Source organism: Rummeliibacillus sp. BSL5, assembly GCF_052928305.1.
Map to the genome: position 1 here is coordinate 453,818 of NZ_JAVGCV010000001.1, position 22,628 is coordinate 476,445.

Here is a 22,628-nt window from a genome sequence, read left to right on the forward strand (position 1 = left end):
GGGAAAATGGCAGAAGTATATAAGTTTTTTAACTCAGCACCAGGAGATGAGCGATGGTATTATGCATCTGATTTTGCCCAATACTTTAGTGCGGTTTTATCAAGTGGGTTACTGTCGAATGATAACAATGAAATTGGTTTAGAGGTCAAAGTAGAGCCCGGCACATTATCAACAAATGTAAGTGTAGGGAAAGCAATCATCAAAGGTTATAGTTACGAAAATACTACAAATCTAACGCTTAAGCATCAACTACCAGAAGCAACAATGAACCGGATTGATCGGATAGTATTAAGATGTGATTTAAAGAATGCGAACCGATTCATCAAGTTATTTGTGGTGGCAGGAGAACCGGCTGCATCACCTAAAGTGCCTGAACTGACACGTGACCAATATGTATATGAGATTGCCATTGCTCAAATCTTAGTTAGGGCGAATACTTCTAGCTTGTTACAATCCGACTTAATCGACGAGAGAGCAAATGAGAATGTATGTGGCATCGTTCAATCCTTAGTAACAGTACCGACGAGCGTTTTCCAGCAACAATTTAATACGTGGTTTACATCTTATAAAAACGGTCGTGACACTGAATTTGATGAGTGGTTTGCAGAATTGCAAAAAGTGTTGGACGAGAACGCAGCTGGGAAACTCTTGAACATTATTAATAATCATATTGCGGAGGTTGCCACAACAACGAACAAAGGCCATGCACAGTTAGTTGATGATATTAATGGTAATTCAAACTCATTAGTACCTACTCAAAATGCAGTCCGTAAAAAGATTGAGCAAACTGAATATAAAGTTTATAAAAGTGGGAAGGATTCCAATGGGATTTTTACAACTGTACAATACCGAAGGAAATCAGATAATACGTTAGCTGCAAAGTCGGTTTTAAGCGGTGGAACAAGTCCAAGATATACGACACGAACAATTACTTATTACGGTATTGATGGAATTACTGTTGAGAAAACAACGGTCAGCGCTCTATCTTATGATATAGATGACGATTTAACTAGTGAGGTGTAACTATGATAGGGATTGAAGAACATGGAGGTACATTCGGTGGGCGTAGTAAATATCGGAAGAACAGTAAAATTCCCATAACTTCTATAAAACCATATTCAACTATACCATGGTGGCAAAGTGTAAACTCAACATCTGTTAATGCTTATTATTCAGGTTTTACTAAAGATAGACTGTCAAATAATTTCTTTCATTACGCCAAATATAGCAGCAGTTTATTTACAGTTACAAAATTCAATAAAAATTTTGATGCTATAATATCATCCATCACTATAGCTGGAGATACTAATGGTGAATATCCAGGTTACTCACCTAACTCGTTCATGTTAGAAAAAGACGGAATTCTTTATTACAACATAGAAACATATACCAGTGGTAACTACAGAGTATACAAACTTAGAGGAGCCAATGCTACTACTGGGGCCACAGTATTTACGATTTCAGGTAAAGTTAACACACTTCTAAAAGTTACGAATGAAGGGTTTTATGCTGAAATGGTAGAAAATAATAGTACACCTACTAATGGTTGGAGCATTGCTTTTTTTAGTTTCACAACTAAAACGTGGACCAAAGTGTACGATTTAACCAAACATTATTCACCTACGGGAAATGCATTTATTCATATACCAGATCATGATAAAGTATATGTTTGGATTTCTGGTCAAGCATATTATGTAGTTTTATCATTAGAAGGTGTATTGATAAGTGACAATATTATACCTAGTTCAAGAGAGTTATACACATGTTGGCAAACTTTAGGGAGTAGTGGTGGGCGAAAATTACAGATCGGTTATAGTAAACGATTGAATAAGATAATAGCAATGCACAATTTGTACAGTTCAAACGGCGGTGTTTGGTATAAAGTTTTGAATGGCGATACTTTGGTTACAGAATTATCATTTCGTATTGCTAAAATGGCAAATTGGAATTTAGACTACAGTTGTATGTTTAATAATGACTTGAATATGTTAGCTATAATTAATGGTAGTGGTATTGCATCACAAGATAACTATACTTCTATAACGGTTGGTTTTCTAACAGTAGATAGTAGAGGGATCTTAGAAGGGTATGACGTAACTAGAGATGAAACAGGCGGACTCGGTTCTATGACCTCTCCTTTTTGGAGTCAATTTCCGAATGGCCGTTTTTTAGGGTCAGTTATATGTGAGTGGATGGAAAATGGTAATTTAGCTAATATAAGAACCATAGATAGTAGTAGTACAGCATATATAACAGCAACACACTATCAAATAGTAAAATAGGAGGCAATTTAGTGTTTATTAGAACAGATGAAAATAATATGATTGTCATGACTTACAATTCCCCATTTGATCCAGTTTTAGGTTTAGGCAAGACTAGAGAGGAATTAGAGGCTATTGGATATTTTGTAGATGAAATCCCTCCAATTGAACATCGCGAAGGTAAGATTGCGATCCAAAAATTCGACGGTAAGAATTTCTACGTGGAGTATGAAGATGCTCCAGTTGATGAAATGACACTTTTAAAAAATGAACTAGAAAATCAAAAACAAGCACTCGCAGAATTAATGATGTTTGTTGCTACGTTAACACCTAATGTTTAAGGAAGGTGTTTTTATTTTGAAAAAAAATTATAAAGAAAAGGTGATGTAAAATGTTTAACAAAAATTCAGCGATGGTAATTTTCTGGGTAGGACTAGTAGGAGTAGGAACTTACAAGCTTGAACAAGTACCCAAATTATCTAATTTAAAAGAGGTTGTTACACAGGTGATTGAAGGTACCGCAGTTGAACAGTAGGTATAGGAGCAACCATAAACGCAGTCAATCGACTAGCGTTATTTTTATTGCCGAAAAAGAAAACACAGTGGATTAAACCCACTGTGAAATTCTTATCAATTCTAAGATTATACGAAGTATTTGTACCACAACAGTCAAAATCAAATTTAGTAATTCTTTATTCTTTTTCTTCATCTTAATGCACCGCCTTTCTTTACCCTAGCAGTCGGTACATAAGATGGATCAGTTGCGATAAAAATTAAAAATTGAGGAAGGTGAAATATGCTCCCATTAAGAATTATTGACTTAGACTTCAATCTAATTGATGAAATCACTCAATATTCATCGTTACAGTTCACAAGAAAATGGCATGAAATTGGTGAAATTGAGCTTAAAATCAACCGTTATATTCGCGGTGCAAACGAGCTAACGAAGGATAGAATCATATTCCCTCACAATCATTTGCATAAAGCCTATCAGATTAAGCATCGAGAAATTGAACTAGACGAAAATGGTAAGGAAACAGAAAATTGGTTGATTAAAGCGAAGCCGTTAAAAGCATGGCTTTCTCAACGCCTTATATTGCCTCCTAGCCATACGGCATATGACAATAAGCAAGGCAATGCCGAAACGGTAATGAAGCATTACGTCAACTTGCATGCAGTCAATCCAATTGATAGCAAGCGTAAGATTCCAAAGTTAGTCATTGCACCAAATAAAAATAGAGGGGATTCAATAAGCAGATCTTCTCGTTTTGAAGTTGTATCTGATGAGATGACCACTATCTCACAATTAAGTGGGTTAGGGTGGAATATCGTTGTAGACATTAAGAATAAGCAGTTTGTATTTGATATAGCAGAAGGGGTTAACAGAGTTGCTTCGCAGCGGATAAACCCACCTGTTATCTTTAGCCCAGAGTACAACAGTCTTAAAAATATGGAATATACGGAGTCCTATCTCGACTATAAAAACATGGCTTATGTAGCTGGGCAAGGAGAAGGGCTAGAACGAAGAGTAATCACGTTAAATGACACTTCAACAGGTTTAGACCGATACGAGTTATTTGTGGATGCGCGAGATGTGGAAGAGACAAAGAGTGTTGATACAACAGATTCAGAGGGAGATCCAACAACCGAAGATATACCACGCCCAGAGGATGAAATCATTGCAGAGTTAACGGATAGAGGTAAGGAAAAATTAGCCGAACATGAGCAAGAAATTTATATGGGTGGTCAAATACTTGCAAAGTCGCCATTCCTATACGAAAGAGATTGGGATTTAGGGGATATTATAACGGTTCAAAACAAAAATTGGGTCATTACGATGGATACTTGTATAACAGAGATAAAAGAAATTTACGAAGTCGGCAACCCTAAACAAATCGAAGTAGTGTTCGATAAGGACAAACCTACTTTTATTGAGATCATTAAGCGGCAATTTAAAAATATGAATCCAGTGATTAAGCGTTAGTTAATCGACTAACTTTATTTTTTGCCAAAAACAACCATAAATATATTAAAGGTACAAACTCCTTTTTGTCGAATTAAGTAGATAGATGGGAGTGGATGATATGTTAAAAGAATTTGATAAGATAAATATTCTTGCTCAAGGTGAAAGACGTATATTTAAGACTCAAGGTACTTTTGGCGTTAGAGAAAATTCAATAGAAATTAATTTTAGTAAACGAGATGACGCATATAAACATTTCATAAAATTGCATATGAATCACTATATTATTACAAGTTTGCTAATATCAAAAGGCGATGAAACCAATGACTTGGAAAATTATAAAACTATTTTTATTACAGACTCGGATAAAAAGGTTATGTTAATAAAACAGCAAGTCCAATAGGAGGTTGCTGTTTCAATACCTTCTACAATCATTGTGGAGGGTATTTTCATTGCCGAAAAATAGAGAGAACGAGGAAGGTTGGAATGCCGGAAGGGGGTAATTCCATGATTAAGACATTAGAGGAATATAATATGAAATAGACGTAGTTAATCGACTAGCGTTATCTTCATTGCCAAAAAATGGACAACAATTATTAAAGGTTATATTACTTCTCTGTCGAAATTAGCAGGTAGAGGAGGTGTCTTTAATGGATAAATTAGAACTTTTAAAACGGCTGACCGAAGTAGCAGGTAATTCGCTTTTACTACAATTTTGGAACAAAAGAAAAGCCGATTTAACTTATGAGTCAGCAAAAGAGCTTAAAGAGGAGGGAAAAGTAAATATAGGAGAGTTGACTAGATGTGATGATTTTTCCATTCGTATTCAAGCAAATATAAAGTAGAGTAACAACTGGCCTTCCACAATCTGTGGAGGGTATTTTTAATATAAAGAGATAAGCCCTGCTAAGGGTTAGAGAGGGGGACGGGTCATGGAAGAGGGTTCGTCAATGTTTGAAACAGTACAGAATCATGAGGAAAGAATTGTGAATTTAGAGCTTTCGGAACATGAACAAAAGGAACGGATTAAGCGATTAGAAGATAGTCATCTTAAGTTAGAAAACACCATGATGACTGAAAGCAGAGAAACACGGACAGTTCTGAAAGAACAAACAGACAAAATGTTTGAATTAGTTGAAAATGCAATGGGATATCAAGCTACAAGAACAACTCAGTCACATGAATTGAAGATACTAAAATGGAATACTTTAGCCACGGTATTTTTAAAAATCTGTGGAGGAATAGTTGCCTTGTTTACAGCAGGTTACTTTGCTTTTTTAAAATAGGGAGGTAATAATAATGACAGCAGAGAAACTTAAACAATATATAGCGTTATTTGGGGGATTGCTATCAGCGATCCTTTTATTTTTGCATACACTGGGAGTGGAGATGAAATGGTATACAGATGAATCTATCGATGCTTTAACGAAAGTCCTGATAGCCACCGTTCCCTTTGCATTAGTTATTTATGGTATTTGGAAAAACACTTATGTAGTAAGTAAAACAGCAAAAATCCAAGAAAAAGAATTAGAAAAGAAAGGGCTGAAATAAATATGGCAAAACAATTTGTAATTAGCAGTGGACATGGCGACAAAGTGGCAGGGGCAATTGGGATTTTAAATGAGCATGACGAAGCAAAAAAGGTTGTTAATCGTGTATACGATATTCTAACTAAGGAATACAACGGTGTGGGTTATAAGTATCACGAAACAACTGCCACAACACAGGATCAAAACTTATCAAATATCGTTTCCTTCCACAATGGCAAAACAAGAGAACTAGATGTTAGCATTCACTTTAACAGTGCTACTCCTACAGCAACAGGTACAGAATGCTTTTACTATGATGCTTTAACCTTATCAGCTAAAATGAGTGCAGCTATGGCATCTGCTCTTGGAATTGTGGACAGGGGAGCAAAGGAACGAAAGGAATTGTATTTCCTACGTAACACTAATAAACCCGCAATCCTGTTAGAAGTATGCTTTGTAACGTCTGAAAAAGATGCTGTAGCTTATCGCAATAACTTTGAAGATTTGTGTCAAGCTATCGCAAAAGTTATAGCAGGACATTTAGGATATGCAAACAATCAAGTTGAAGGCGTATCTAACCCAAAAGATAGCATCTATTATAATAAAAAATTTGATCGGTTAGTTTTACTAACAGACGCAGGGGTTTATGCAGACGTCGAGTTTGAAAAAGAGCTTAATAGGTACAAAAAAGATACCAAGATTGATATCGAAGCTATTGTTTATACCAAGAGTGGTATACCTCGTTTCTTAGTTAAAGAAAAAGATGAATTTGGTTTTATCACAGCCAATCGTGAGTATGTAAAAGCCTATACAGTAGATAAGAAATAACATTACTTTTACCGCTCAAAAAGCTATAATTAAAGAATCTCAAAAGAACAAAATTGTGTTAAGTATAGTAAAAACGCGGTTTCCCATGTTACTAAAAATATGAGACTAGCCGCGTTTTTTGTTTTATATTGCTATTCTAAAATTCATACATAACTGAAAGTCCTGTTTGTGGTCTTTTAAGGTTGTATAATACTTATTGAACTAATGAAACATATTAAGGATAATATATCCATTTTGTAGTACAGTGGAGAGAGATAAATTAATTAATACAATATAAAGTAAAGAAGGGAACTATAATGAAAATAAATTTAATGGTTTTTATATCATCCATAAAAAAACAAAAAGAAAACAATATCGGAGAAATAGTTATGAAAACATTTGAATCTAACATTCGTCCTGTAAAAGGGGACATTTTAGAAGATCCAGGATTCCATCCAGGTTTTCATAATGGATATGAAGTTGTTAAGGTTACAATGAATTATGCTTTAAATGAATGCTGGGTTTCACTATGTCCTCTTGAGATAGAAAGGGAAGAAATCGAGATAGAGAACTATATAGAGAGACTTAAAGAAAACGGTTGGTGTGTTGTCTCAAAAGAAGAGAGGAATCTCTTGTCAGAGTAGACTTCATTGAATCAACCGCCTGAAATAACTTGACTACCATTTTGACTACCATAGCGTATAAAACAGTATAAAAACATATAGTTTGCACTCTTCAAAAACGAGTGTTTTCTGATGCTTTTCCTACTTTATATAAGAAGAAAATAAACAATATAAATGCAGTTTAATCAACGGTCAAGAATCAGTTGGCTTCTTGAAAATAGTAAAAGACTTGATCGAAAACCCAGAAGATTTATTGTTAGAATCTTAATAAAACCTTTAGTATCTAGGGTTTGAAAGGTTTTAAGAATTGAATGGATAAAGAAAGCTCCTGAGAGATCAGGAGATTTTTTTGTTAACTTTTTTAGTGAGAGCACCTATTGGGCACATGAACTTTTGTTTGATTGCTCAAATAATTTATGGGTAAATCGGTTGTATTTTTTGATTTTTTCGGCAGTCACGTGAGTATAGATATTCATTGTAGTTTCAAAATGAGCATGGCCTAGTGATATTTGAAATACTTTCATAAATCCTGCAGCGAATAAAAGTGAAGCACATGAATGTCTTATGGCATGTACAATGATGCGAGGGAGTTTATATCGCTTACATAGTTTATTTAATACTTCATTTACTTAGAATTTCAATAAGGCTCAAAAGAGGTTTCTTTCGTAAAAGCTATTGCCCAATTTGTTGGAGAGTGGCGGAGACTAATCATTTTCTATCCAATTCTTAAATGCGAATTGTGTGAAGAAGCATAACAAGCTTGTTAAAGAATCGATTATTCAAGATAAGCAATAAAATTAGTGACGTTTGATAAATTCCATTCTACGAATACAGAAGAAAAAGAAATAAAGAACATGCGATGAAAGTGGCCATAAGTTATAGCGAAGGTGTTGTATTTAATACTTCTATCCAGTCTACAGAAACGGAAGTAGGAAAATCACATTTAGCTATGAGCATCTTAAAGTCAGTCAATCAGTTTGGCAATCAAGAAATATCAAGCCTATTTATTGATGTAGTTCGAACGATGGAACTTATAAAAGGTTCATTCAACAATAACGAAAGCATCTACAAGAGAATATTTCATAACTCTTTGTGGAGAAGTGGATTTGCTTTCCTAGATAATTTAGGCGCTGAAAAAGGAGATATTTACTCAACTAATCATATATCTGAATACATCAGTAAGTGCATAGAAGCATTTTCAATGCAAAAGAATATAAAACTACCATTGTCACTACAAACATCTCAGGTAAGAGATTATCAAACATCCCCCTATAAGAGGGATGTTTCACTAATATAACGGCTGCTGGTTTTGACAAGGCGGAAATCCATTTATATCCTGAATCATATGAATATCATACTGCTTTAATGCAAATTGTGATTGATACAAATATTCAATTATAAGTAACTTTCCGCCAGATGTACCACATAAAACACCTGAAGTCCCTTGGCCGTTGGCTAATGAAATGCCAACAGGCTGACCAATCAAAAAACGAATTTTTTGTTGCCATGGCATATTCTTCACTCCTTTAAATACATCATATTAAAATTTAAAAAATAGGTGCCGGTATTGTTATAAATGATGTGGGAGAAATGATAGGAAGTTGCTGCTTAGTTCGAATAAAGAGCGACATATCAGGAAGGAGGAGCAAATACATTGTGAAAGTGGAGCATCAACAAATCTGATTACTATATCAGTAGATTCGAGCACAAGGGCGCTTATTTTGGAGTGTTTGAAAGAAACTATTTGATGTCTTTATAGAATGTGCTCCAAGTAAATGGCCGCTGGAACCACTTTGTATCAAAGTTTCATTAGACAATGTTTATATTATATATGGCGCGTAGAAGCATACAGTGACAAGCCTATAGGCATCTATTACATCTGGTGTTGAAACCACATTGCTGGTTTTACATGGATTCAAATGAAAAAGCCAGGTAGTTGTTTCCATCCTGACGAAAAATGAATGGGAGCAAATGCGACTTTTCTAAACAAGCTGGAGGCCAAATAATCCAAGTAGATCAACCACCAAGTGGTTATGACAAGCAGGAGAAGTCAGTATAAAGGTGAACTGACACATTCAGAAATTAGTACAAAATATCCAATAGAATGTTTGTAAAATAAAAAGAAAATAAAAGGGAGTTCCATCAAAATTGATGGTAACTCCTTCTTTAAATTATCTTATACTTCCACTACGGATGATTTTCACGTTTAATTTTGCTTCAATTTTGATGTTTTTATATATTTCCTTCCATTTTCCTTCTTTCCATAACTGTGGATGATAGGCCCTGATATCTTCTCCAATTCCTAATACATCAGAAGATGCTTCTTGACATTTTTTAAACATACTAGTTATGTCCTTTTCTACTCTTTCTTTAATAAAATTTTCTAAATGTTTTCTTTCATTTTTTCGGTCTAATTGGTTTGGTGGATATTCTGTTATAAGTATTGGCATGTCGATATTATATTGGACGTTGATATTTTCCCCATCCTGCATTACTTTCTTTTTTTTCTTGAAGTTAACGATATTAAAAGCAACCTGCACCTTCTTATCGTTTTTGTTCCAAAAATACGCTAACTCAACAAAATGCGCTTTCCTATCTCCTAACAATGTCGCAAAAATAGATTCTCTTAGGTTTAGATGCTCGCCCGTAAATTTTTTTCCATCAAATAAAGCCATCCCTTCACCTTCAGGCAGGCCATGGTCACCACTAATGATATATGGTTGCGTCCTCAAAAGCCGTAATCAAATCATAATAGTATTCACCGATTTCTTTAGACGAAGTTTCTTTTATTTCCAAGAATTTTTTTGGTGAACCCTTAGTAATGACCACTTTAGCATTCATCGGACTCTGAGCTGAGCGGTAATAAACATCTAATAGAGCATATAAATCCTTCTGAGCGCTTTCTTCATTAACTAATAAAGTAGTCAATTCAGCATTATCCATCGTTTGCTCAGTTTTTTTATTAGCATCTATTCTTGTTTCTCTCAATGTTTTACCAGTTCCTTCAAGTACTATATATTTAGTAGGGTCACTATTTGAACTAGGGTATGCAAAGTAGCTTTTTATATCTCCAATATGTCCTTCTATTCCTATCACGGATATCACTGAAAGTTCTTTATACAAACGTTGATCCCAACATCCACTAAGTAAAAAAGTGCTTATAAGAAGAAAAACAGTCACTTTGCGCATATAGTTTCTCTCCTTTTAAAAACTTCATTATAAATAACTCTTATTTTTCAGTATGTAACAAATTACAAAATTTCAATCAAAGAATAGTCATAATGAAATTTTTATACACTCAATATTTGAAACTAATCCAGCATTATTCATCATGGTAAACTAAGCTACTTTTAGATTCTCATCTTGAATAGATGTTCTAACATCCTCCCATTCCTTTTGACATTTATGTTCACTCCTTTTAACTTGATGATGAAATGCTACTGGATGCGAGTAAGGGGTGTTGTTTAAGAGCTAAATATTAGACAAATGTGTATTTATGGTATATTGTTAAGGTAATAAAAGTACTTTATAGAAATAAGTTGAATTTGCATATTACAAAGAGTAATCGTGTATGTGCGGTACTTTTTGTAATATGTGAATTTTTTCTTTAAAAAGCTTATATATTAATAATTTTTTAATGGAGGTCATTTAAATGACACAAGGTACAGTAAAATGGTTTAACGCAGAAAAAGGTTTCGGATTCATCGAAGTTGAAGGCGGAGCAGACGTATTCGCTCACTTCTCAGCAATCCAAGGCGACGGATTCAAATCTTTAGACGAAGGTCAAAAAGTTGAATTTGAAGTTGAAGAAGGACAACGCGGACCACAAGCTACAAATATTGTTAAACTTTAATTTTAATTAGCGTGTTATAAACTAGAGGGACCTTTTCAATAAGGTTCCTCTTTTTTATTTGACTTGGCTCAGTTATATTAAAAGCGAGGTCTCTCAAGCTGTGAAAGGAGAAGGGGGAATCCGAGTAATAGATGAAATGAAAATAAAGTTATTTAGCATAATATGGACGAACAAAAATGCCCCGTACGAATTTAGAACGGGGTTAAAAATATAACAATGAAGCCCTCAAAAGGGTTTTAACGGCGGTTTAATACAACTGTTTACATTACTCTTGTGATTCTTTTCCGCTAAATTCTAATATATTAAGACCCTCGGATGCTTCTGGTGCTTCAAAATATTTAGAAACATGAATAAATGTCTCTTCTGTGTCAAAAGTTGCTCTTTCAGGTTGTTCGAGACGTCTTTGAGCAATTTGACGTAAGCATTGCTCATTATTTAAATTCAAAAAGATTAATTGATGGTTTGCATTGACTTCTGACGCTATATCTAAAAACCATTTTCGCTGTTTTTGAGTGTTACCTGGAAAATCCATTACTACATTTGTCCCAACACTTAATATGTTTTGGACATGCTTTTTCACCAACGTCTTCATTTGCGCTGAGAATTTTAGATAGTCATCAAATGATGTGATTTGATTGGGATAAAGAGAAGCAAGCCATTCATCCTCAGATAACAGTACTGCATGTTTTTCACTAGCTATTTGTTTTGATTTAGTGGATTTTCCTGCTCCCATTTTTCCAGTGAAAAAATATAAAGTACCCAATTTTTCCATTATGTTTATCCTCCAAGCTAATTTTAATGTTAGTTGTTCTACATTATTTACAAACTAAGTTATTAGTAATTACTTTTTCTTCTTTAAGTATGATTAATCCTTTTCAAATATTCAATATTTACATTTAGTTGGTAAAGACTTCTTTTAGAGCAAATAATAAAATATTCGATTACTGATTTAATGAGAATTTGCTAATATTTCCCTATGTTAATTAAAACCTAAAAAACAGTGGGGTCGGGAGGTTTTAAGGATTGAATGTATAAAGAAAACTCCTGAGAAATCAGGAGCTTTTAGTGCTTAAAATGCTTCTACAGAAAACTACTGGTTCGGTATGATTCTATATATCATTACTAATAGAATGAAACCTACTGGAACAATGAACTTTTGGTAAAAGCATATTATATAAGAGTGAAAACACCTGTTAGAAAAATTAATCCCAAATATTTGCTCGTGGAATATTTGCAGTTCTTAAATAATCTAGCAATTGCCCAGTATGGACTGACTCATGATATGCAACTCTTAGTAACATATCGCCAAGACTTCTTATGTAACCTGCATCAGAACGATCAATTTTGATATTTGTTAAATCTTCTTCCGAAAATGATTTAATAGTCTCTAAGAATTCATTTCTAAAAGGTTCTGCAAAGTTTATCACCATTTTTACAGTGGAAAAAGGTTGTTTCTCGAAAGGGGAATCAAATGCTGCAAGACTTCCTTGATTTTTGATAGCCAAATGGTAATAATGTTCACTCTCTAAAACATGCCTTATCATTTCGATAATGGTCATAGCCTCATTATCAGGTTTCCAATGTAAAAAATTTTGGGGAATAGATGTCCAAATCTTAATACTTCTTCTTCGTATTTCCTTGAAATTTAAAAGAATTAAATCGATTGAATTCATAAATTATCCTCCATTTATTGGTGTATCTATAATATACACAAATGAACGTTCGAACAAAAGAGTGAATTTTTTAAAAAGTAATGCAACACTATCATAAATAACTCCAAGTCTTAAAGATAATCTTACCAAAGCTTCAAAGTAAAGGATATGAATTTGTAACAATTTAGGAGATTTTAAAAGCACAGAAAATATTAAAAAATTAAACAAGCGAAATATTATGAAAGAAAATCAAGTATATTTTTTAATGAAATAAAAGCCATCTCATTTTAATATCAATGAGATGACTATTGGTTGTTTAATGTTTTTAATATAGTTATTTAGATTTAATAATATGATCATTAACAAATGCTTTTATGAAAAAGAATTCATTGTCATTAGGATCTCTTTTATATTCTGCCTTAAAGCATTCTAAAGAATTTTCTAATGAAGAAGACTTTACAACTCGGCTTGCTGTTGTTAACTCTTCCCAATATATATTCATTTCTTCGGCATCACAGATGGATTCATGTCCAAGTAGGAACCAGTCAGTATCGTATTTTTGAATGTCTTGAATCATTGGTGTTAACAATGATTGCTTAAAATGAAATAGAGAATTTGTGGTTGTACCATAGGCGCAGTCACCTAAAAAAATGACTTTTTCATCGGGAATGTAAATAATTGTTGAGTCGTCTGTATGGGCACTTTGGATTCTTTCAAGTAGGCAAACTTTATTTCCTAAATCAATAGTTAATGTATTTTCAAAGATTACATCTGGAGAATTCAATTTAAAAGTATTTCTGCTTGGAATTTCGGTTTGTATAATCTTCATACATTGCGTACTCATTTGATTATTATTCACATACTTTTGGAGTGAATTATCATCATAAGAATAACTTTGCCATTCTTTTATCAATTCGCTTGTCTGGCTATTTACTATAATAGTTGCATCGAATTCATTCATTCCCAAAATATGGTCCCAATGTGCATGAGTAATAACCAAATATTTAATTGGAGGTGCATTTAGTTTCTCTATTTCTTGTAAAAATTCTTTTGCGTGCTGAGTAGCGTTTCCAGAATCTATTATTAGACTCCATTGATCACCATATATCAATCCTAATGTTGGTCGATCTCGATTATCTTCATTAGGTAAATAGTATATTGCATCACTTAATTTATTTAGCATGATATTTCTCCTCTACATAAGATATTAATTATATGAAAGAGAAAATCTTCGTGTGAATTCTAAAATGAATAAGGTAAGATTTTCTCAGTTATTTTTTTACCATTGGACTTGTACCTCCTTTTTCACTTAAGAAAAATAATCGTTGACTGAGTATTAAATCGACGAATGGTATTTATTGCTTGGTAGTGAGAGTACCGAGAATGCAAAGATAACAGGCTAACATTAAAGTTGAGATGAGATTTATCTCACCAAGATTACTCAGCAACCACCTTTGATTCTTCTCTAGTTATATTATTATTATTATTTTGTAATTGATTTTCTTGCTTAACAATATAATTTTGAACTGGGATGTTTATATAAAAGAACAGCCCGATAATTAATCCTGAAAAAATCCAATTTGCAATCTGTTTAAATACCAACATTTCTCCATATCCATCAAGCCCATAATTTTTAAGTAGAAATACAGTTAAACCTGACATAAACAGACCTCTGATAATATAAATTACTTGAATGTATTGAAACCATTTAAAAATTCCTTTTTGAAAAAACAATGTTTTACTTGCCTTTCGTTCATGCCCTTGTAAATATACAAAATCAATTGCGAAGTATAATGAGACAGGGCGTTTCATTACTAGTAAAACAAAATAAAAAGAGGAATAAAAAAGACTTAGGTAAACACCATTCCAAATCATTTGCTCTGCTGAACCAGATAGAAGATCGACTGTCGTACCAATTGCTAGTGTCCCTAAAATAAATATACCTGTAAAGTTAAACTGTTTATCAATAATAAAACTATAAATGGTATATACAAATCCCGGAATAGTTGTAATTAGCATCGCTATGTAGTCACCAAAAGGTTCCCTGCCGAATTTCCAAATAAAATATGGTAAAGCTGCATAAAAAATAAGGTCCATTAAAATAGACTTTTTGTTTGACTGCTGTTTTTTAACCATATTCCCTCCAAATCTTCAAATTAATTTCCTAATACACATTAAAAACATATTAACATAAATATCCAAAATTGTTTATCACATAATAAAAAATTTTCAGTTTTTTTGTTAAACAAATTTTTAGTTTAGATCATTTAATGTACCGGAACGAAAGTATTACAGGATAAAGAAGGGCATTATCGGCATTAACAAACAAAGTATGTTATAATATAAATTGTAATTACTACTATTTAGGGGAGATAAACATGCTAACTAAAATTAAAAAAGTTAAGTTTCAACCCGAATTTAAAAATCCAGTTTATGAGGTAATTCTTGATTGCCCAGAAGAAAATAAACTATACATTAAATTTGACTATAAATATAAAAATAAGACTTTTATGCCTTCTCGTGTAAATTATAATAAAGAAGATAAGGGTGTAAAGCTTGCTTGGTATACTCAAAAAGTTGAGAAAATGACTGTACAAGAGTTTTTAGGTCAAATTGCTCGAAAGGTAAATAAAAAGTACAATTTCCAATTTAAATAAAACAATAAAGTGTTACTATCACTACTGAATTAATGCTTAAATTTATTTTGATAAAAATAATGTTAGACAAATGAAGATTTAAAGTATATAATTAAGTTAATAGGAAAAAAGTTGAATTCGCATATTACAAAAAGTAATCGTGTCTGTTCGGTACTTTTTGTAATATGTGAATTTTTTCTTTTAAAAGCTTATATATTAATAATTTATAATGGAGGTCATTTAAATGACACAAGGTACAGTAAAATGGTTTAACTCAGAAAAAGGTTTCGGTTTCATCGAAGTTGAAGGCGGAGCAGACGTATTCGCTCACTTCTCAGCAATCCAAGGTGAAGGATTCAAATCTTTAGAAGAAGGCCAAAAAGTTGAATTTGAAGTTGAAGAAGGTCAACGCGGACCACAAGCAGCAAACATTGTAAAACTTTAATCTTTAATTTAGATTAAATTACAAAAATTAGAGAAATCCTTTCGAGGATTTCTCTTTTTTTGTTTTCTTCCCTTATAACTACTGCTGTCATTGCTATTAGCTAGAAGTTGATCTAATAATAGGGTGCTAGCGTCAATCATTCACTTTTCCTCTACCCAGAATTAATTATTCTGCATAATATATCATCTTAGTCGACAATTCATGAGTTATAGAAATTTCTTATATATATTAAAACCAATTTTACAAATCCAAAGGCCAAATAAAAACCAAATTAGAATGAAAAGAATACCAACTAGCCAGTTTTTTTGTTTTCCGTACCTTTTTAATTCATCGGCAGCTTTTAAATTCTTCTTTATAATTATAGAAGGTATTAATTTTAAAGCTAATAAAATTCCAAGAGGAACAATAACTAGGTCATCAAGATAACCTAAAATCGGAATAAAATCAGGGATTAAGTCAATGGGGCTGAAGGCGTAAGCCACTACACAGATTGCTACAGCTTTAGCGTACCATGGGGTTCTAGGGTCTTTATAAGATAAATAAAGTACAAATAAATTCTGCTTTAATTTTTTAGCATAACTCTTTAAATGTGATATTACCTTTTTATTTTTCAAATGAGTGCTCCTTAATTTATTGCCTATTATGGATTGACTTTGATTGAAGTGAGTACATAATATTTTACTAATTTAAAATCATTTTCTAGTTCAATTTTAATTTCTCGTTTATAATTATCTAAAGTAGAGTAATATTTTAATTAAAAAGAGCGATTTTGAGTTTAATTATAACCGCACACAATTAGAATGGATAGACCCTTGGAGAATTAGAACCTTTCACATGAAATAATAATGAGTTATTAGAAGCTAAATATATCGTAAAACTTCTAAAGAACTTAATAAATAGTTTCAAGGCTTACAAAGTTAGGTAAGTGAAGAGTTGAGGGAGAAAACATATAAATTAAACATTACCAGTGTGCTCTTGTGCTCACAAGCTGCCTTGTTTCATAAAAAGCGAAGGTAGATTAATGTTTTAAAACGCGAAATGCTTCTGCCACTTTATTGGCAAACGATAAGGGATTTTCTACAGATTGGAAATGAACATATAAAATAGTCGGATTTGTAAAAATCCAATGATTATGAATAGCGCTTATGGTTAAATTGTTTCGAACCAATAAATTAACAAAGGCAGGGAGTTCTTCCTCTATAACAACAACTTCTCCAAGGTTCAGTGCATTGCCATTTTGGTCTAATGACTCAAACGTTATCCCTGCGTGGAGTACACTCTTACTGGGACGGCCTTGAATCGTCACAAGAAGATTTCGGGCAATTTCTACTGAACAAACTCCATGTTTCATGTTTGCTTGCCCATCAACAATTTGAGCATATTGTTGGCATAAATATTGAAAGTTCGCCATACCAAACACCTCATTTCTCCTAAATATTATGAAGCATCATTAAAGGCTAGAACACCTAGGTCAACGATTAATCTGACGAATTGAAATATCTATTATTTTAAAAATTTTCAAAGTAAAAGCAATTCCGATTTTACTGTTTTTACTTTATCATGAGAGAAGGGGGAGATTATATTGAGTCAAACACTATACCTACTTCGACATGGAGAAACAGAATATAACACACAAGGTCGTTATCAAGGAGAATTGGATTCTCCGTTAACCGACGATGGTAAATTTCAAGTAAAGCAAAATGCAAAAATGCTAAAAAGTATTATGGGAGATCCAAACGAGTGGAGGATTATTTCGAGTCCACTTGGGAGGGCAATTCAAAGTACAGAAATTATCTGTGAAACAATCGGTTTTGATGTTAGTAAAGTAGAGAATGATCATCGCTTAAGCGAAGTTGCTGTAGGGTCATGGGCTGGTTTAACAACAAAGGAAATTGAAAAGACTTGGCCACATCTTATTAATAATAACGATTTATATAGTTGGTATTTTAATTCACCAGATGGAGAGAGTTATGATTCAGTTGTAAATCGTTTAACGGATTGGCTTGAATCTATCAAAAACGAACCTAAAGTAATTGCGGTGTCACACGGATTAACCGGGAGAATATTGCGTGGAATATATGCGGGGATGTTAAAAGAGGATGCTTTAAAACTAGAAGTATCTCATTCAGTATTCTTCAAATTATCGAATAAAGAGATACATAAAATAAGTCTAGAATTCGATGACTTTTATTAGATTTCTAAGCTCATTTTAATATTCTATAAACAATCTAATTGGTGGTGGCATAATATTTGGAACTTAAATGGCTAGATTGGGCGAAGCAGCTTCAATCCATTGCACAGGCAGGGCTAACCTATTCTAAAGATGCTTATGATATGGAAAGATTTGAATTGATCAGAAATATTAGCGTTGAAATTTTAGCAAAGCATACAAATCTTGAAAACGAATTGATAAGAGAGCTTTTTGCCAATGAAACGGGTTATCAAACGCCCAAAGTTGATATAAGGGCAGTAGTGTTTAGGGAAAACAAAATATTAATGGTGAGAGAAAACACCGATGGACATTGGGCATTACCTGGCGGCTGGGGTGATATCGGGTTAACGCCAAGTGAAGTTGCGATAAAAGAAGTAAAAGAAGAATCGGGGTTCGATGTTAAAGCAACAAAATTAATAGCTGTACTAGACAAGAAGTGTCATCCACATCCTCCTTCGCTATATCATGTTTACAAAATGTTTATTCAATGCGAAATTATTGGAGGAGAGCCCCAAGATGGTATGGAAACAAGTGCAGTTGAGTTTTTTGAAGAAGATGAATTGCCATCTTTATCAACAGCAAGGAATACAGAAAAACAGATTCAATTAGCATTCAAGCATTTGCACAATCCTCTAGAACCTGTTTCTTTTGATTAAAAATTATTTAGAATATTGAGGTGAGAGAATATGAATATTGAGCTGACTAGATTTAAGGTAAAGGAAGGAAAAACAGAAGTAGTAGATGAATGGTTAAAATTTTTGAATGAAAATATGAAAGATGTACTAGTTACACTAGAAGGCGAAAGAATGTATGTTGAAACGATTTTCAGAGAAACACTTAATGGAGATGAATACTTGTATTGGTATTCCGTTCAAGGTGAGGGTGGCCAAGATGTCGATGAGTCAGAGCATTGGATTGACAAAAAGCATTTACAGTACTGGGATGAATGTATAGATACAAATTTCAAACCTGTTGATCTTTCAACAGAGGTTGTTATGATACCTGAGAAAATTAGAAGTGTTATGACCGTTTGAAATGTTGATGTGAACTTTCATATGAAAATAGATAATTAACATGGAGGGACCATCCATGTCTATTAAAGAACTGGCAGAAAAGGTATCATCTCAATTTCTAACACGTTTGAACAAAGATCGTCCTTTCATAATTGGGATAGACGGACTGAGTGGGGCAGGGAAAACTACATTAGTGAAAGAACTTGCACAAGAATTGGATAATCAAAAGTATAACCTTACTACTCTTCATCTAGATGACCATATTGTTGAAAAAAATAAGCGTTACCTAACAGGGCAAGAAGAATGGTATGAATATTATTATTTACAATGGGATATAGAATGTTTGAGGATCAATTTATTTGAGCAACTACATGAGGATAGTGAAATATTATCTTTATCGTTCTATGACAAATATACTGATCATTCTTCAATTAAACAGATTAGATTATTAACCAACAGTATTGTCTTAATTGAAGGAATATTTTTGCAAAGAGCAGAGTGGAGAAGCTACTTTGACTTTATTTTATACTTGGACTGCCCTCGTGAATTAAGATACAAAAGAGTATTAAATCGTGATTCATATATTGGCGACTACCAGGCACGACTCAATAAATATAAAAAAAGATATTGGTTAGGTGAAAACCATTATCTCGATAAAATAGATCCCATTATAAAAGCAGATATAGTTATAAAGGGGTAAATAAAATGGTAGTACGATTCCTTAAAGGTTAAAAGAGGGTAGCAGTATGCCACCCTCTTTTAAGTTATCTAATTCTATGATAATTTAATCGTCGGTCTAACTATGTTCTTAATAAAAATCATTGATCCTTTCAATAAAAGGCTTACCATCAACAATCCCATTGTTAAATAGTTCTTGTGCTGTTGCAAACATTTGTGTGTAAGAGTCTTTAGAACGTGTAAGTAGGAAGCTTTTTTCTTCTCCGTCTACTTACCCACCACTCCTATCATCTTTATAATATAATAAAATCTCCTGATGTTCATCTTCAATCGCTTTTCTAACTTCTTCCCATGATTTCAAATCCATTTTCCTTCCCCTTTTCTAAATTAACTATTTTCCTAAGTTTCTTGTGATATAGCACTGTTCATAACCAATTTACTAAAAACGGATGCTAAGACTTGTTGAAATAACATGCCAAATACAACGGGCATGGCTACCTTGCTTGGAAAGTATGTGGTGGCAACAATAACGCCAACTGCAATGTTTCTCATCCCCCCCGTAAATACTAAAGTAGTCATTTGAGGATGATTTTTTAAAATATAACGTCCGATCAGTAAAGCAAACATATATCCAGAAACAGCAATAAATAGGACTAGAAGCAGGACAGAAACGAGATGAGAATCAAAGTTTTTCAGGTAAGGAGCGATTGCACCACTATTAATCATGACAACAGAAAATAAACACAGCTTAGATAAAGGAGCAAGTTTCTGGCCAAATTTCTTAGGTATTTCCCCCTTAGAAAGTTCATTCGCTAAGATTCCCAAGATTGTAGGCAATACAATCATTAAAAGTAAATTAATGATCAGTGATACAACATCTAATTGAATCTTTTCACCTGAAACAATGTGAAGAATAGATGGAATGATAAAGGGAGAAAGTAACGTATCAATTAATATGATGGATAACCCTAAAGGTAAATTACCCCTACATATATTGATCCAAATAACGCTTGTTACACCAGTTGGAACTGCAACAGAGAGTACAAAGCCGACAGTCAATAAATGATCATCGAATATGACAGTTGATAATAGATAAGCCCATAAAGGCATCAAAATGTGTAGAAATACAATAGAGAATAAGATAATGATGGGATGCTTAACAAAAATTTTTACATCCTTAAATTTCATATTTAAGCTTCCTGTGAATGTCATAAAAGCAAACAGCCATGAGACAAGGAATAATAGATGATGTCCAATATGCTCTAGCAGAACACCTAGGACTAAACTTAATGGAGTCAAAATAGCTATGTATTTTTGAAGAAATACATTTAGTTTTTCTAACATGCAAAGACCTTCTTTTTTTATAATATACTATTATTTTAACTTAATTAACTCACCAAGGGAAAAATCTGTAGAAAGGGGGACAGACTATTCAAGTTTCTCTTTTTTGATTAGCAGATGCAGAACAGTAAGATAAGCTTTACTATTATCAATTAGTAGATTTACAGTATGGTATGATGAACTCTGGGACAATTGAAGAAGAGGATGTGAGTACCATTTCAATTTTACTATTTATTTTAGCGGGGCTTGCTGAAATTGGCGGAGGATATTTAATATGGCAATGGTTAAGATTGGGTAGGCCTTTGTCGTTTGGCATAATCGGTGGAGTTATTTTATTCTTATATGGAGTTCTTGCTACTTTCCAATCCTTTTCAAGCTTCGGAAGAGTATACGCTGCTTATGGTGGAATATTTATTTTTCTTTCCGTTTTATGGGGATGGGGAGTTGATCATAAGACACCAGACTTGTATGACTGGATAGGTGCAGGGATTTGTTTAGTTGGAGTAGCAGTGATGCTCTTTGCACCGAGACATTAAAAAGCAGATATAAAATTTTGCCCGTAAAATACGTTTAACCTACCTAGAGTGCGCATCTTAGGTTGACTGGAATGGGCCATTGCACCGATTTTCGCATATACTATAAGAAGTGAGTTTATAGCCATAACTGGAGTTTGAGGAGTTGAACTTATGGAGCTTAGAGAGTTAAAGTATTTTATTGCGGTTGTGAAAAATAAAAGTTTTACTAAAGCGGCTGAAGATTTGCATGTGACACAACCGACACTTAGCAAAGTAGTGAAGTCGCTCGAAAGTGAATTTGATGCGGCTTTATTTTACCGCTATCCAAGGCATATCGAATTGACGGATGTTGGTGAAATTGTCTATGCTCAAGCATTAAAAATGCTAAGCATAGTTGAGGAATTGGATACTGCATTGGAAGATGTATTACAAATGAAGAAAGGTACGATTAAAATTGGTATGCCGCCGCTAATTGGCATTCTTTATTTGCCGAAGCTTTTAAAAGGATTTCAGGAACGATATCCTCATATTAGCATTGAACTTGTGGAACGTGGGGCAAATATTATTAAAGAATTGGTAGCAGATGGTGTTTTAGATATTGGCTTTGTAATGCTACCGGCGGATGAAAATGACTTTCAGGTGATTCCCTTTGCATCACAGGATCTTATGCTAATTATCAATAAGTCGCATCATTTGGCAGGAAGTAAGGAGATTAGCCTTAGGGAATTGGCTAATGAAAAAATGCTTTTATTTAGCCAAGATTTCACGCTCCACGATCGTATAAAGCAAGAATGTGAGCAGGCGGGTTTTACTCCTCAAATTGCTTATGAAAGTTCACAGTGGGATATCATAAGCCAGATGGTAGAATACAATTTAGGCGTTGCAATGTTCCCAAAATCATTTGCTGAGAAAATTAATCAAGAAAAAGTGAAAGCCATCCCAATTGTTAAGCCTCAAATACCTTGGGAGCTTGTATTGATTGCAAAGAAAGATCGTTATATGTCGCATGCAACAAGAGGATTAATTGGCTTTATTACGTCCAGTCATTCCAATTTGGAATAGCAAACATAAAAAAACGATATTTTACGAATGGCCATTTG

At 33.3% G+C, this 22,628-nt stretch carries 31 protein-coding genes and 1 pseudogene; 21 read left to right on the forward strand and 11 right to left on the reverse strand.

Annotated features, from left to right (window positions below):
* Positions 1-6: 6 nt before the first annotated feature.
* The 11 genes from RCJ93_RS02355 (at position 7) to RCJ93_RS02405 (ending at position 7,204) form a co-directional block, all read left to right on the forward strand.
* Entirely contained in the window at positions 7-1,023 is a 1,017-nt protein-coding gene (locus RCJ93_RS02355; RefSeq protein WP_446738287.1) for a hypothetical protein, read from the forward strand.
* A gap of 2 nt (positions 1,024-1,025) precedes the next feature.
* Positions 1,026-2,282: a hypothetical protein gene (locus tag RCJ93_RS02360; RefSeq protein ID WP_446738288.1), complete on the forward strand. Its 1,257-nt coding sequence runs from the start codon at positions 1,026-1,028 to the stop codon at positions 2,280-2,282.
* 11 nt (positions 2,283-2,293) lie between these two features.
* Complete coding sequence (locus RCJ93_RS02365; protein WP_446738289.1) at positions 2,294-2,602, forward strand: hypothetical protein; 309 nt, start codon at positions 2,294-2,296, stop codon at positions 2,600-2,602.
* A gap of 50 nt (positions 2,603-2,652) precedes the next feature.
* Positions 2,653-2,796, forward strand: a complete 144-nt coding sequence (locus tag RCJ93_RS02370; RefSeq protein ID WP_446738290.1) for a hypothetical protein — start codon at positions 2,653-2,655, stop codon at positions 2,794-2,796.
* A gap of 261 nt (positions 2,797-3,057) precedes the next feature.
* Entirely contained in the window at positions 3,058-4,245 is a 1,188-nt protein-coding gene (locus RCJ93_RS02375) for a siphovirus ReqiPepy6 Gp37-like family protein (protein ID WP_446738291.1), read from the forward strand.
* A 100-nt stretch (positions 4,246-4,345) separates the two neighbouring features.
* On the forward strand, positions 4,346-4,627 hold the full coding sequence (locus RCJ93_RS02380) for a hypothetical protein (RefSeq protein WP_446738292.1): 282 nt from the start codon (positions 4,346-4,348) through the stop codon (positions 4,625-4,627).
* A gap of 247 nt (positions 4,628-4,874) precedes the next feature.
* Positions 4,875-5,069: a hypothetical protein gene (locus RCJ93_RS02385; protein ID WP_446738293.1), complete on the forward strand. Its 195-nt coding sequence runs from the start codon at positions 4,875-4,877 to the stop codon at positions 5,067-5,069.
* A gap of 105 nt (positions 5,070-5,174) precedes the next feature.
* A complete protein-coding gene (locus RCJ93_RS02390) occupies positions 5,175-5,510 on the forward strand; it encodes a hypothetical protein (protein WP_446738294.1) in 336 nt (111 codons plus the stop codon).
* Between the two features lie 13 nt (positions 5,511-5,523).
* Positions 5,524-5,775 (forward strand): phage holin, encoded by a 252-nt coding sequence (locus RCJ93_RS02395; RefSeq protein ID WP_446738295.1) that lies wholly within the window; start codon positions 5,524-5,526, stop codon positions 5,773-5,775.
* Positions 5,776-5,777: 2 nt separating this feature from the next.
* Positions 5,778-6,581, forward strand: a complete 804-nt coding sequence (locus RCJ93_RS02400) for an N-acetylmuramoyl-L-alanine amidase (RefSeq protein ID WP_446738296.1) — start codon at positions 5,778-5,780, stop codon at positions 6,579-6,581.
* A 296-nt stretch (positions 6,582-6,877) separates the two neighbouring features.
* Positions 6,878-7,204 (forward strand): hypothetical protein, encoded by a 327-nt coding sequence (locus tag RCJ93_RS02405; RefSeq protein WP_446738297.1) that lies wholly within the window; start codon positions 6,878-6,880, stop codon positions 7,202-7,204.
* Positions 7,205-7,557: 353 nt separating this feature from the next.
* Here RCJ93_RS02405 and RCJ93_RS02410 read toward each other — a convergent pair.
* A pseudogene (locus tag RCJ93_RS02410) lies at positions 7,558-7,800 on the reverse strand (tyrosine-type recombinase/integrase); the annotation flags it as partial.
* A gap of 242 nt (positions 7,801-8,042) precedes the next feature.
* On the opposite strand from RCJ93_RS02410, the gene RCJ93_RS02415 reads away from it, so the two are divergent.
* Positions 8,043-8,480, forward strand: a complete 438-nt coding sequence (locus tag RCJ93_RS02415) for a hypothetical protein (RefSeq protein WP_446738298.1) — start codon at positions 8,043-8,045, stop codon at positions 8,478-8,480.
* On the opposite strand, the gene RCJ93_RS02420 is transcribed toward RCJ93_RS02415, so the two are convergent.
* The 3 genes from RCJ93_RS02420 to RCJ93_RS02430 form a co-directional block, all read right to left on the reverse strand.
* Positions 8,472-8,696 (reverse strand): hypothetical protein, encoded by a 225-nt coding sequence (locus RCJ93_RS02420; protein WP_251646646.1) that lies wholly within the window; start codon positions 8,694-8,696, stop codon positions 8,472-8,474. The genes RCJ93_RS02415 and RCJ93_RS02420 overlap by 9 nt on opposite strands.
* Positions 8,697-9,354: 658 nt before the next feature.
* The gene (locus RCJ93_RS02425; protein WP_446738299.1) at positions 9,355-9,858 is read right to left on the reverse strand and encodes a Ger(x)C family spore germination C-terminal domain-containing protein; all 504 of its coding nucleotides are present in this window, start codon (positions 9,856-9,858) and stop codon (positions 9,355-9,357) included.
* Between the two features lie 31 nt (positions 9,859-9,889).
* Positions 9,890-10,372: a Ger(x)C family spore germination protein gene (locus RCJ93_RS02430; protein WP_446738300.1), complete on the reverse strand. Its 483-nt coding sequence runs from the start codon at positions 10,370-10,372 to the stop codon at positions 9,890-9,892.
* A gap of 463 nt (positions 10,373-10,835) precedes the next feature.
* Between RCJ93_RS02430 and RCJ93_RS02435 the strand changes: the two genes are divergently transcribed.
* Positions 10,836-11,036 carry a cold-shock protein gene (locus tag RCJ93_RS02435; protein WP_066788929.1) on the forward strand — a complete coding sequence of 67 codons (201 nt, stop codon included), beginning with the start codon at positions 10,836-10,838 and terminating at the stop codon, positions 11,034-11,036.
* A 265-nt stretch (positions 11,037-11,301) separates the two neighbouring features.
* Here the strand turns inward: RCJ93_RS02435 and RCJ93_RS02440 are convergent, their stop codons facing one another.
* The 4 genes from RCJ93_RS02440 to RCJ93_RS02455 all read right to left on the reverse strand — a co-directional run bounded on the left by RCJ93_RS02440 (position 11,302) and on the right by RCJ93_RS02455 (position 14,824).
* The gene (locus RCJ93_RS02440; RefSeq protein ID WP_150284578.1) at positions 11,302-11,808 is read right to left on the reverse strand and encodes an AAA family ATPase; all 507 of its coding nucleotides are present in this window, start codon (positions 11,806-11,808) and stop codon (positions 11,302-11,304) included.
* Positions 11,809-12,238: 430 nt separating this feature from the next.
* Complete coding sequence (locus RCJ93_RS02445) at positions 12,239-12,709, reverse strand: DinB family protein (protein ID WP_150284577.1); 471 nt, start codon at positions 12,707-12,709, stop codon at positions 12,239-12,241.
* A gap of 313 nt (positions 12,710-13,022) precedes the next feature.
* Positions 13,023-13,871, reverse strand: coding sequence for an MBL fold metallo-hydrolase (locus RCJ93_RS02450; protein WP_446738301.1), 849 nt, complete (start codon positions 13,869-13,871; stop codon positions 13,023-13,025).
* Between the two features lie 254 nt (positions 13,872-14,125).
* Positions 14,126-14,824, reverse strand: coding sequence for a VC0807 family protein (locus RCJ93_RS02455; protein ID WP_446738302.1), 699 nt, complete (start codon positions 14,822-14,824; stop codon positions 14,126-14,128).
* A gap of 242 nt (positions 14,825-15,066) precedes the next feature.
* Between RCJ93_RS02455 and RCJ93_RS02460 the strand changes: the two genes are divergently transcribed.
* Positions 15,067-15,345 (forward strand): hypothetical protein, encoded by a 279-nt coding sequence (locus tag RCJ93_RS02460; RefSeq protein ID WP_066787858.1) that lies wholly within the window; start codon positions 15,067-15,069, stop codon positions 15,343-15,345.
* A gap of 223 nt (positions 15,346-15,568) precedes the next feature.
* On the forward strand, positions 15,569-15,769 hold the full coding sequence (locus RCJ93_RS02465) for a cold-shock protein (RefSeq protein ID WP_147198058.1): 201 nt from the start codon (positions 15,569-15,571) through the stop codon (positions 15,767-15,769).
* A gap of 206 nt (positions 15,770-15,975) precedes the next feature.
* Here RCJ93_RS02465 and RCJ93_RS02470 read toward each other — a convergent pair whose 3' ends face one another.
* Both RCJ93_RS02470 and RCJ93_RS02475 read right to left on the reverse strand, forming a co-directional pair.
* On the reverse strand, positions 15,976-16,383 hold the full coding sequence (locus RCJ93_RS02470) for a YkvA family protein (protein WP_446738303.1): 408 nt from the start codon (positions 16,381-16,383) through the stop codon (positions 15,976-15,978).
* A 404-nt stretch (positions 16,384-16,787) separates the two neighbouring features.
* Positions 16,788-17,180 (reverse strand): DUF1259 domain-containing protein, encoded by a 393-nt coding sequence (locus tag RCJ93_RS02475; RefSeq protein WP_446738304.1) that lies wholly within the window; start codon positions 17,178-17,180, stop codon positions 16,788-16,790.
* A 171-nt stretch (positions 17,181-17,351) separates the two neighbouring features.
* On the opposite strand from RCJ93_RS02475, the gene RCJ93_RS02480 reads away from it, so the two are divergent.
* The 4 genes from RCJ93_RS02480 to RCJ93_RS02495 are packed head-to-tail and all read left to right on the forward strand — an operon-like array spanning position 17,352 to position 19,694.
* Complete coding sequence (locus RCJ93_RS02480; protein ID WP_446738305.1) at positions 17,352-17,963, forward strand: histidine phosphatase family protein; 612 nt, start codon at positions 17,352-17,354, stop codon at positions 17,961-17,963.
* 56 nt (positions 17,964-18,019) lie between these two features.
* Positions 18,020-18,637, forward strand: coding sequence for an NUDIX hydrolase (locus RCJ93_RS02485; protein ID WP_446738306.1), 618 nt, complete (start codon positions 18,020-18,022; stop codon positions 18,635-18,637).
* Between the two features lie 30 nt (positions 18,638-18,667).
* Complete coding sequence (locus tag RCJ93_RS02490) at positions 18,668-19,015, forward strand: DUF6176 family protein (RefSeq protein WP_446738307.1); 348 nt, start codon at positions 18,668-18,670, stop codon at positions 19,013-19,015.
* A gap of 55 nt (positions 19,016-19,070) precedes the next feature.
* On the forward strand, positions 19,071-19,694 hold the full coding sequence (locus RCJ93_RS02495; RefSeq protein ID WP_251646631.1) for a kinase: 624 nt from the start codon (positions 19,071-19,073) through the stop codon (positions 19,692-19,694).
* Between the two features lie 377 nt (positions 19,695-20,071).
* Here the strand turns inward: RCJ93_RS02495 and RCJ93_RS02500 are convergent, their stop codons facing one another.
* Positions 20,072-21,016, reverse strand: coding sequence for a bile acid:sodium symporter family protein (locus RCJ93_RS02500; protein WP_446738308.1), 945 nt, complete (start codon positions 21,014-21,016; stop codon positions 20,072-20,074).
* 170 nt (positions 21,017-21,186) lie between these two features.
* Between RCJ93_RS02500 and RCJ93_RS02505 the strand changes: the two genes are divergently transcribed.
* Entirely contained in the window at positions 21,187-21,549 is a 363-nt protein-coding gene (locus tag RCJ93_RS02505; protein ID WP_446738309.1) for a YnfA family protein, read from the forward strand.
* A gap of 150 nt (positions 21,550-21,699) precedes the next feature.
* Positions 21,700-22,590 (forward strand): LysR family transcriptional regulator, encoded by an 891-nt coding sequence (locus RCJ93_RS02510; protein WP_446738310.1) that lies wholly within the window; start codon positions 21,700-21,702, stop codon positions 22,588-22,590.
* Positions 22,591-22,628: the final 38 nt, after the last annotated feature.

Excerpts from the sequence above, each read along its gene's own strand:
- RCJ93_RS02385 (WP_446738293.1), top strand. The coding sequence starts at position 4,875 with ATGGATAAATTAGAACTTTTAAAACGGCTGACCGAAGTAGCAGGTAAT.
- RCJ93_RS02455 (WP_446738302.1), bottom strand. The coding sequence starts at position 14,824 with ATGGTTAAAAAACAGCAGTCAAACAAAAAGTCTATTTTAATGGACCTT.
- RCJ93_RS02425 (WP_446738299.1), bottom strand. The coding sequence starts at position 9,858 with ATGGCTTTATTTGATGGAAAAAAATTTACGGGCGAGCATCTAAACCTA.
- RCJ93_RS02460 (WP_066787858.1), top strand. The coding sequence starts at position 15,067 with ATGCTAACTAAAATTAAAAAAGTTAAGTTTCAACCCGAATTTAAAAAT.
- RCJ93_RS02510 (WP_446738310.1), top strand. The coding sequence starts at position 21,700 with ATGGAGCTTAGAGAGTTAAAGTATTTTATTGCGGTTGTGAAAAATAAA.
- RCJ93_RS02380 (WP_446738292.1), top strand. The coding sequence starts at position 4,346 with ATGTTAAAAGAATTTGATAAGATAAATATTCTTGCTCAAGGTGAAAGA.
- RCJ93_RS02445 (WP_150284577.1), bottom strand. The coding sequence starts at position 12,709 with ATGAATTCAATCGATTTAATTCTTTTAAATTTCAAGGAAATACGAAGA.
- RCJ93_RS02490 (WP_446738307.1), top strand. The coding sequence starts at position 18,668 with ATGAATATTGAGCTGACTAGATTTAAGGTAAAGGAAGGAAAAACAGAA.
- RCJ93_RS02420 (WP_251646646.1), bottom strand. The coding sequence starts at position 8,696 with ATGCCATGGCAACAAAAAATTCGTTTTTTGATTGGTCAGCCTGTTGGC.
- RCJ93_RS02450 (WP_446738301.1), bottom strand. The coding sequence starts at position 13,871 with ATGCTAAATAAATTAAGTGATGCAATATACTATTTACCTAATGAAGAT.
- RCJ93_RS02375 (WP_446738291.1), top strand. The coding sequence starts at position 3,058 with ATGCTCCCATTAAGAATTATTGACTTAGACTTCAATCTAATTGATGAA.
- RCJ93_RS02505 (WP_446738309.1), top strand. The coding sequence starts at position 21,187 with ATGATGAACTCTGGGACAATTGAAGAAGAGGATGTGAGTACCATTTCA.
- RCJ93_RS02435 (WP_066788929.1), top strand. The coding sequence starts at position 10,836 with ATGACACAAGGTACAGTAAAATGGTTTAACGCAGAAAAAGGTTTCGGA.
- RCJ93_RS02495 (WP_251646631.1), top strand. The coding sequence starts at position 19,071 with ATGTCTATTAAAGAACTGGCAGAAAAGGTATCATCTCAATTTCTAACA.
- RCJ93_RS02360 (WP_446738288.1), top strand. The coding sequence starts at position 1,026 with ATGATAGGGATTGAAGAACATGGAGGTACATTCGGTGGGCGTAGTAAA.
- RCJ93_RS02355 (WP_446738287.1), top strand. The coding sequence starts at position 7 with ATGGCAGAAGTATATAAGTTTTTTAACTCAGCACCAGGAGATGAGCGA.
- RCJ93_RS02415 (WP_446738298.1), top strand. The coding sequence starts at position 8,043 with ATGAAAGTGGCCATAAGTTATAGCGAAGGTGTTGTATTTAATACTTCT.
- RCJ93_RS02370 (WP_446738290.1), top strand. The coding sequence starts at position 2,653 with ATGTTTAACAAAAATTCAGCGATGGTAATTTTCTGGGTAGGACTAGTA.
- RCJ93_RS02500 (WP_446738308.1), bottom strand. The coding sequence starts at position 21,016 with ATGTTAGAAAAACTAAATGTATTTCTTCAAAAATACATAGCTATTTTG.
- RCJ93_RS02475 (WP_446738304.1), bottom strand. The coding sequence starts at position 17,180 with ATGGCGAACTTTCAATATTTATGCCAACAATATGCTCAAATTGTTGAT.
- RCJ93_RS02465 (WP_147198058.1), top strand. The coding sequence starts at position 15,569 with ATGACACAAGGTACAGTAAAATGGTTTAACTCAGAAAAAGGTTTCGGT.
- RCJ93_RS02405 (WP_446738297.1), top strand. The coding sequence starts at position 6,878 with ATGAAAATAAATTTAATGGTTTTTATATCATCCATAAAAAAACAAAAA.
- RCJ93_RS02390 (WP_446738294.1), top strand. The coding sequence starts at position 5,175 with ATGTTTGAAACAGTACAGAATCATGAGGAAAGAATTGTGAATTTAGAG.
- RCJ93_RS02430 (WP_446738300.1), bottom strand. The coding sequence starts at position 10,372 with ATGCGCAAAGTGACTGTTTTTCTTCTTATAAGCACTTTTTTACTTAGT.
- RCJ93_RS02400 (WP_446738296.1), top strand. The coding sequence starts at position 5,778 with ATGGCAAAACAATTTGTAATTAGCAGTGGACATGGCGACAAAGTGGCA.
- RCJ93_RS02395 (WP_446738295.1), top strand. The coding sequence starts at position 5,524 with ATGACAGCAGAGAAACTTAAACAATATATAGCGTTATTTGGGGGATTG.
- RCJ93_RS02440 (WP_150284578.1), bottom strand. The coding sequence starts at position 11,808 with ATGGAAAAATTGGGTACTTTATATTTTTTCACTGGAAAAATGGGAGCA.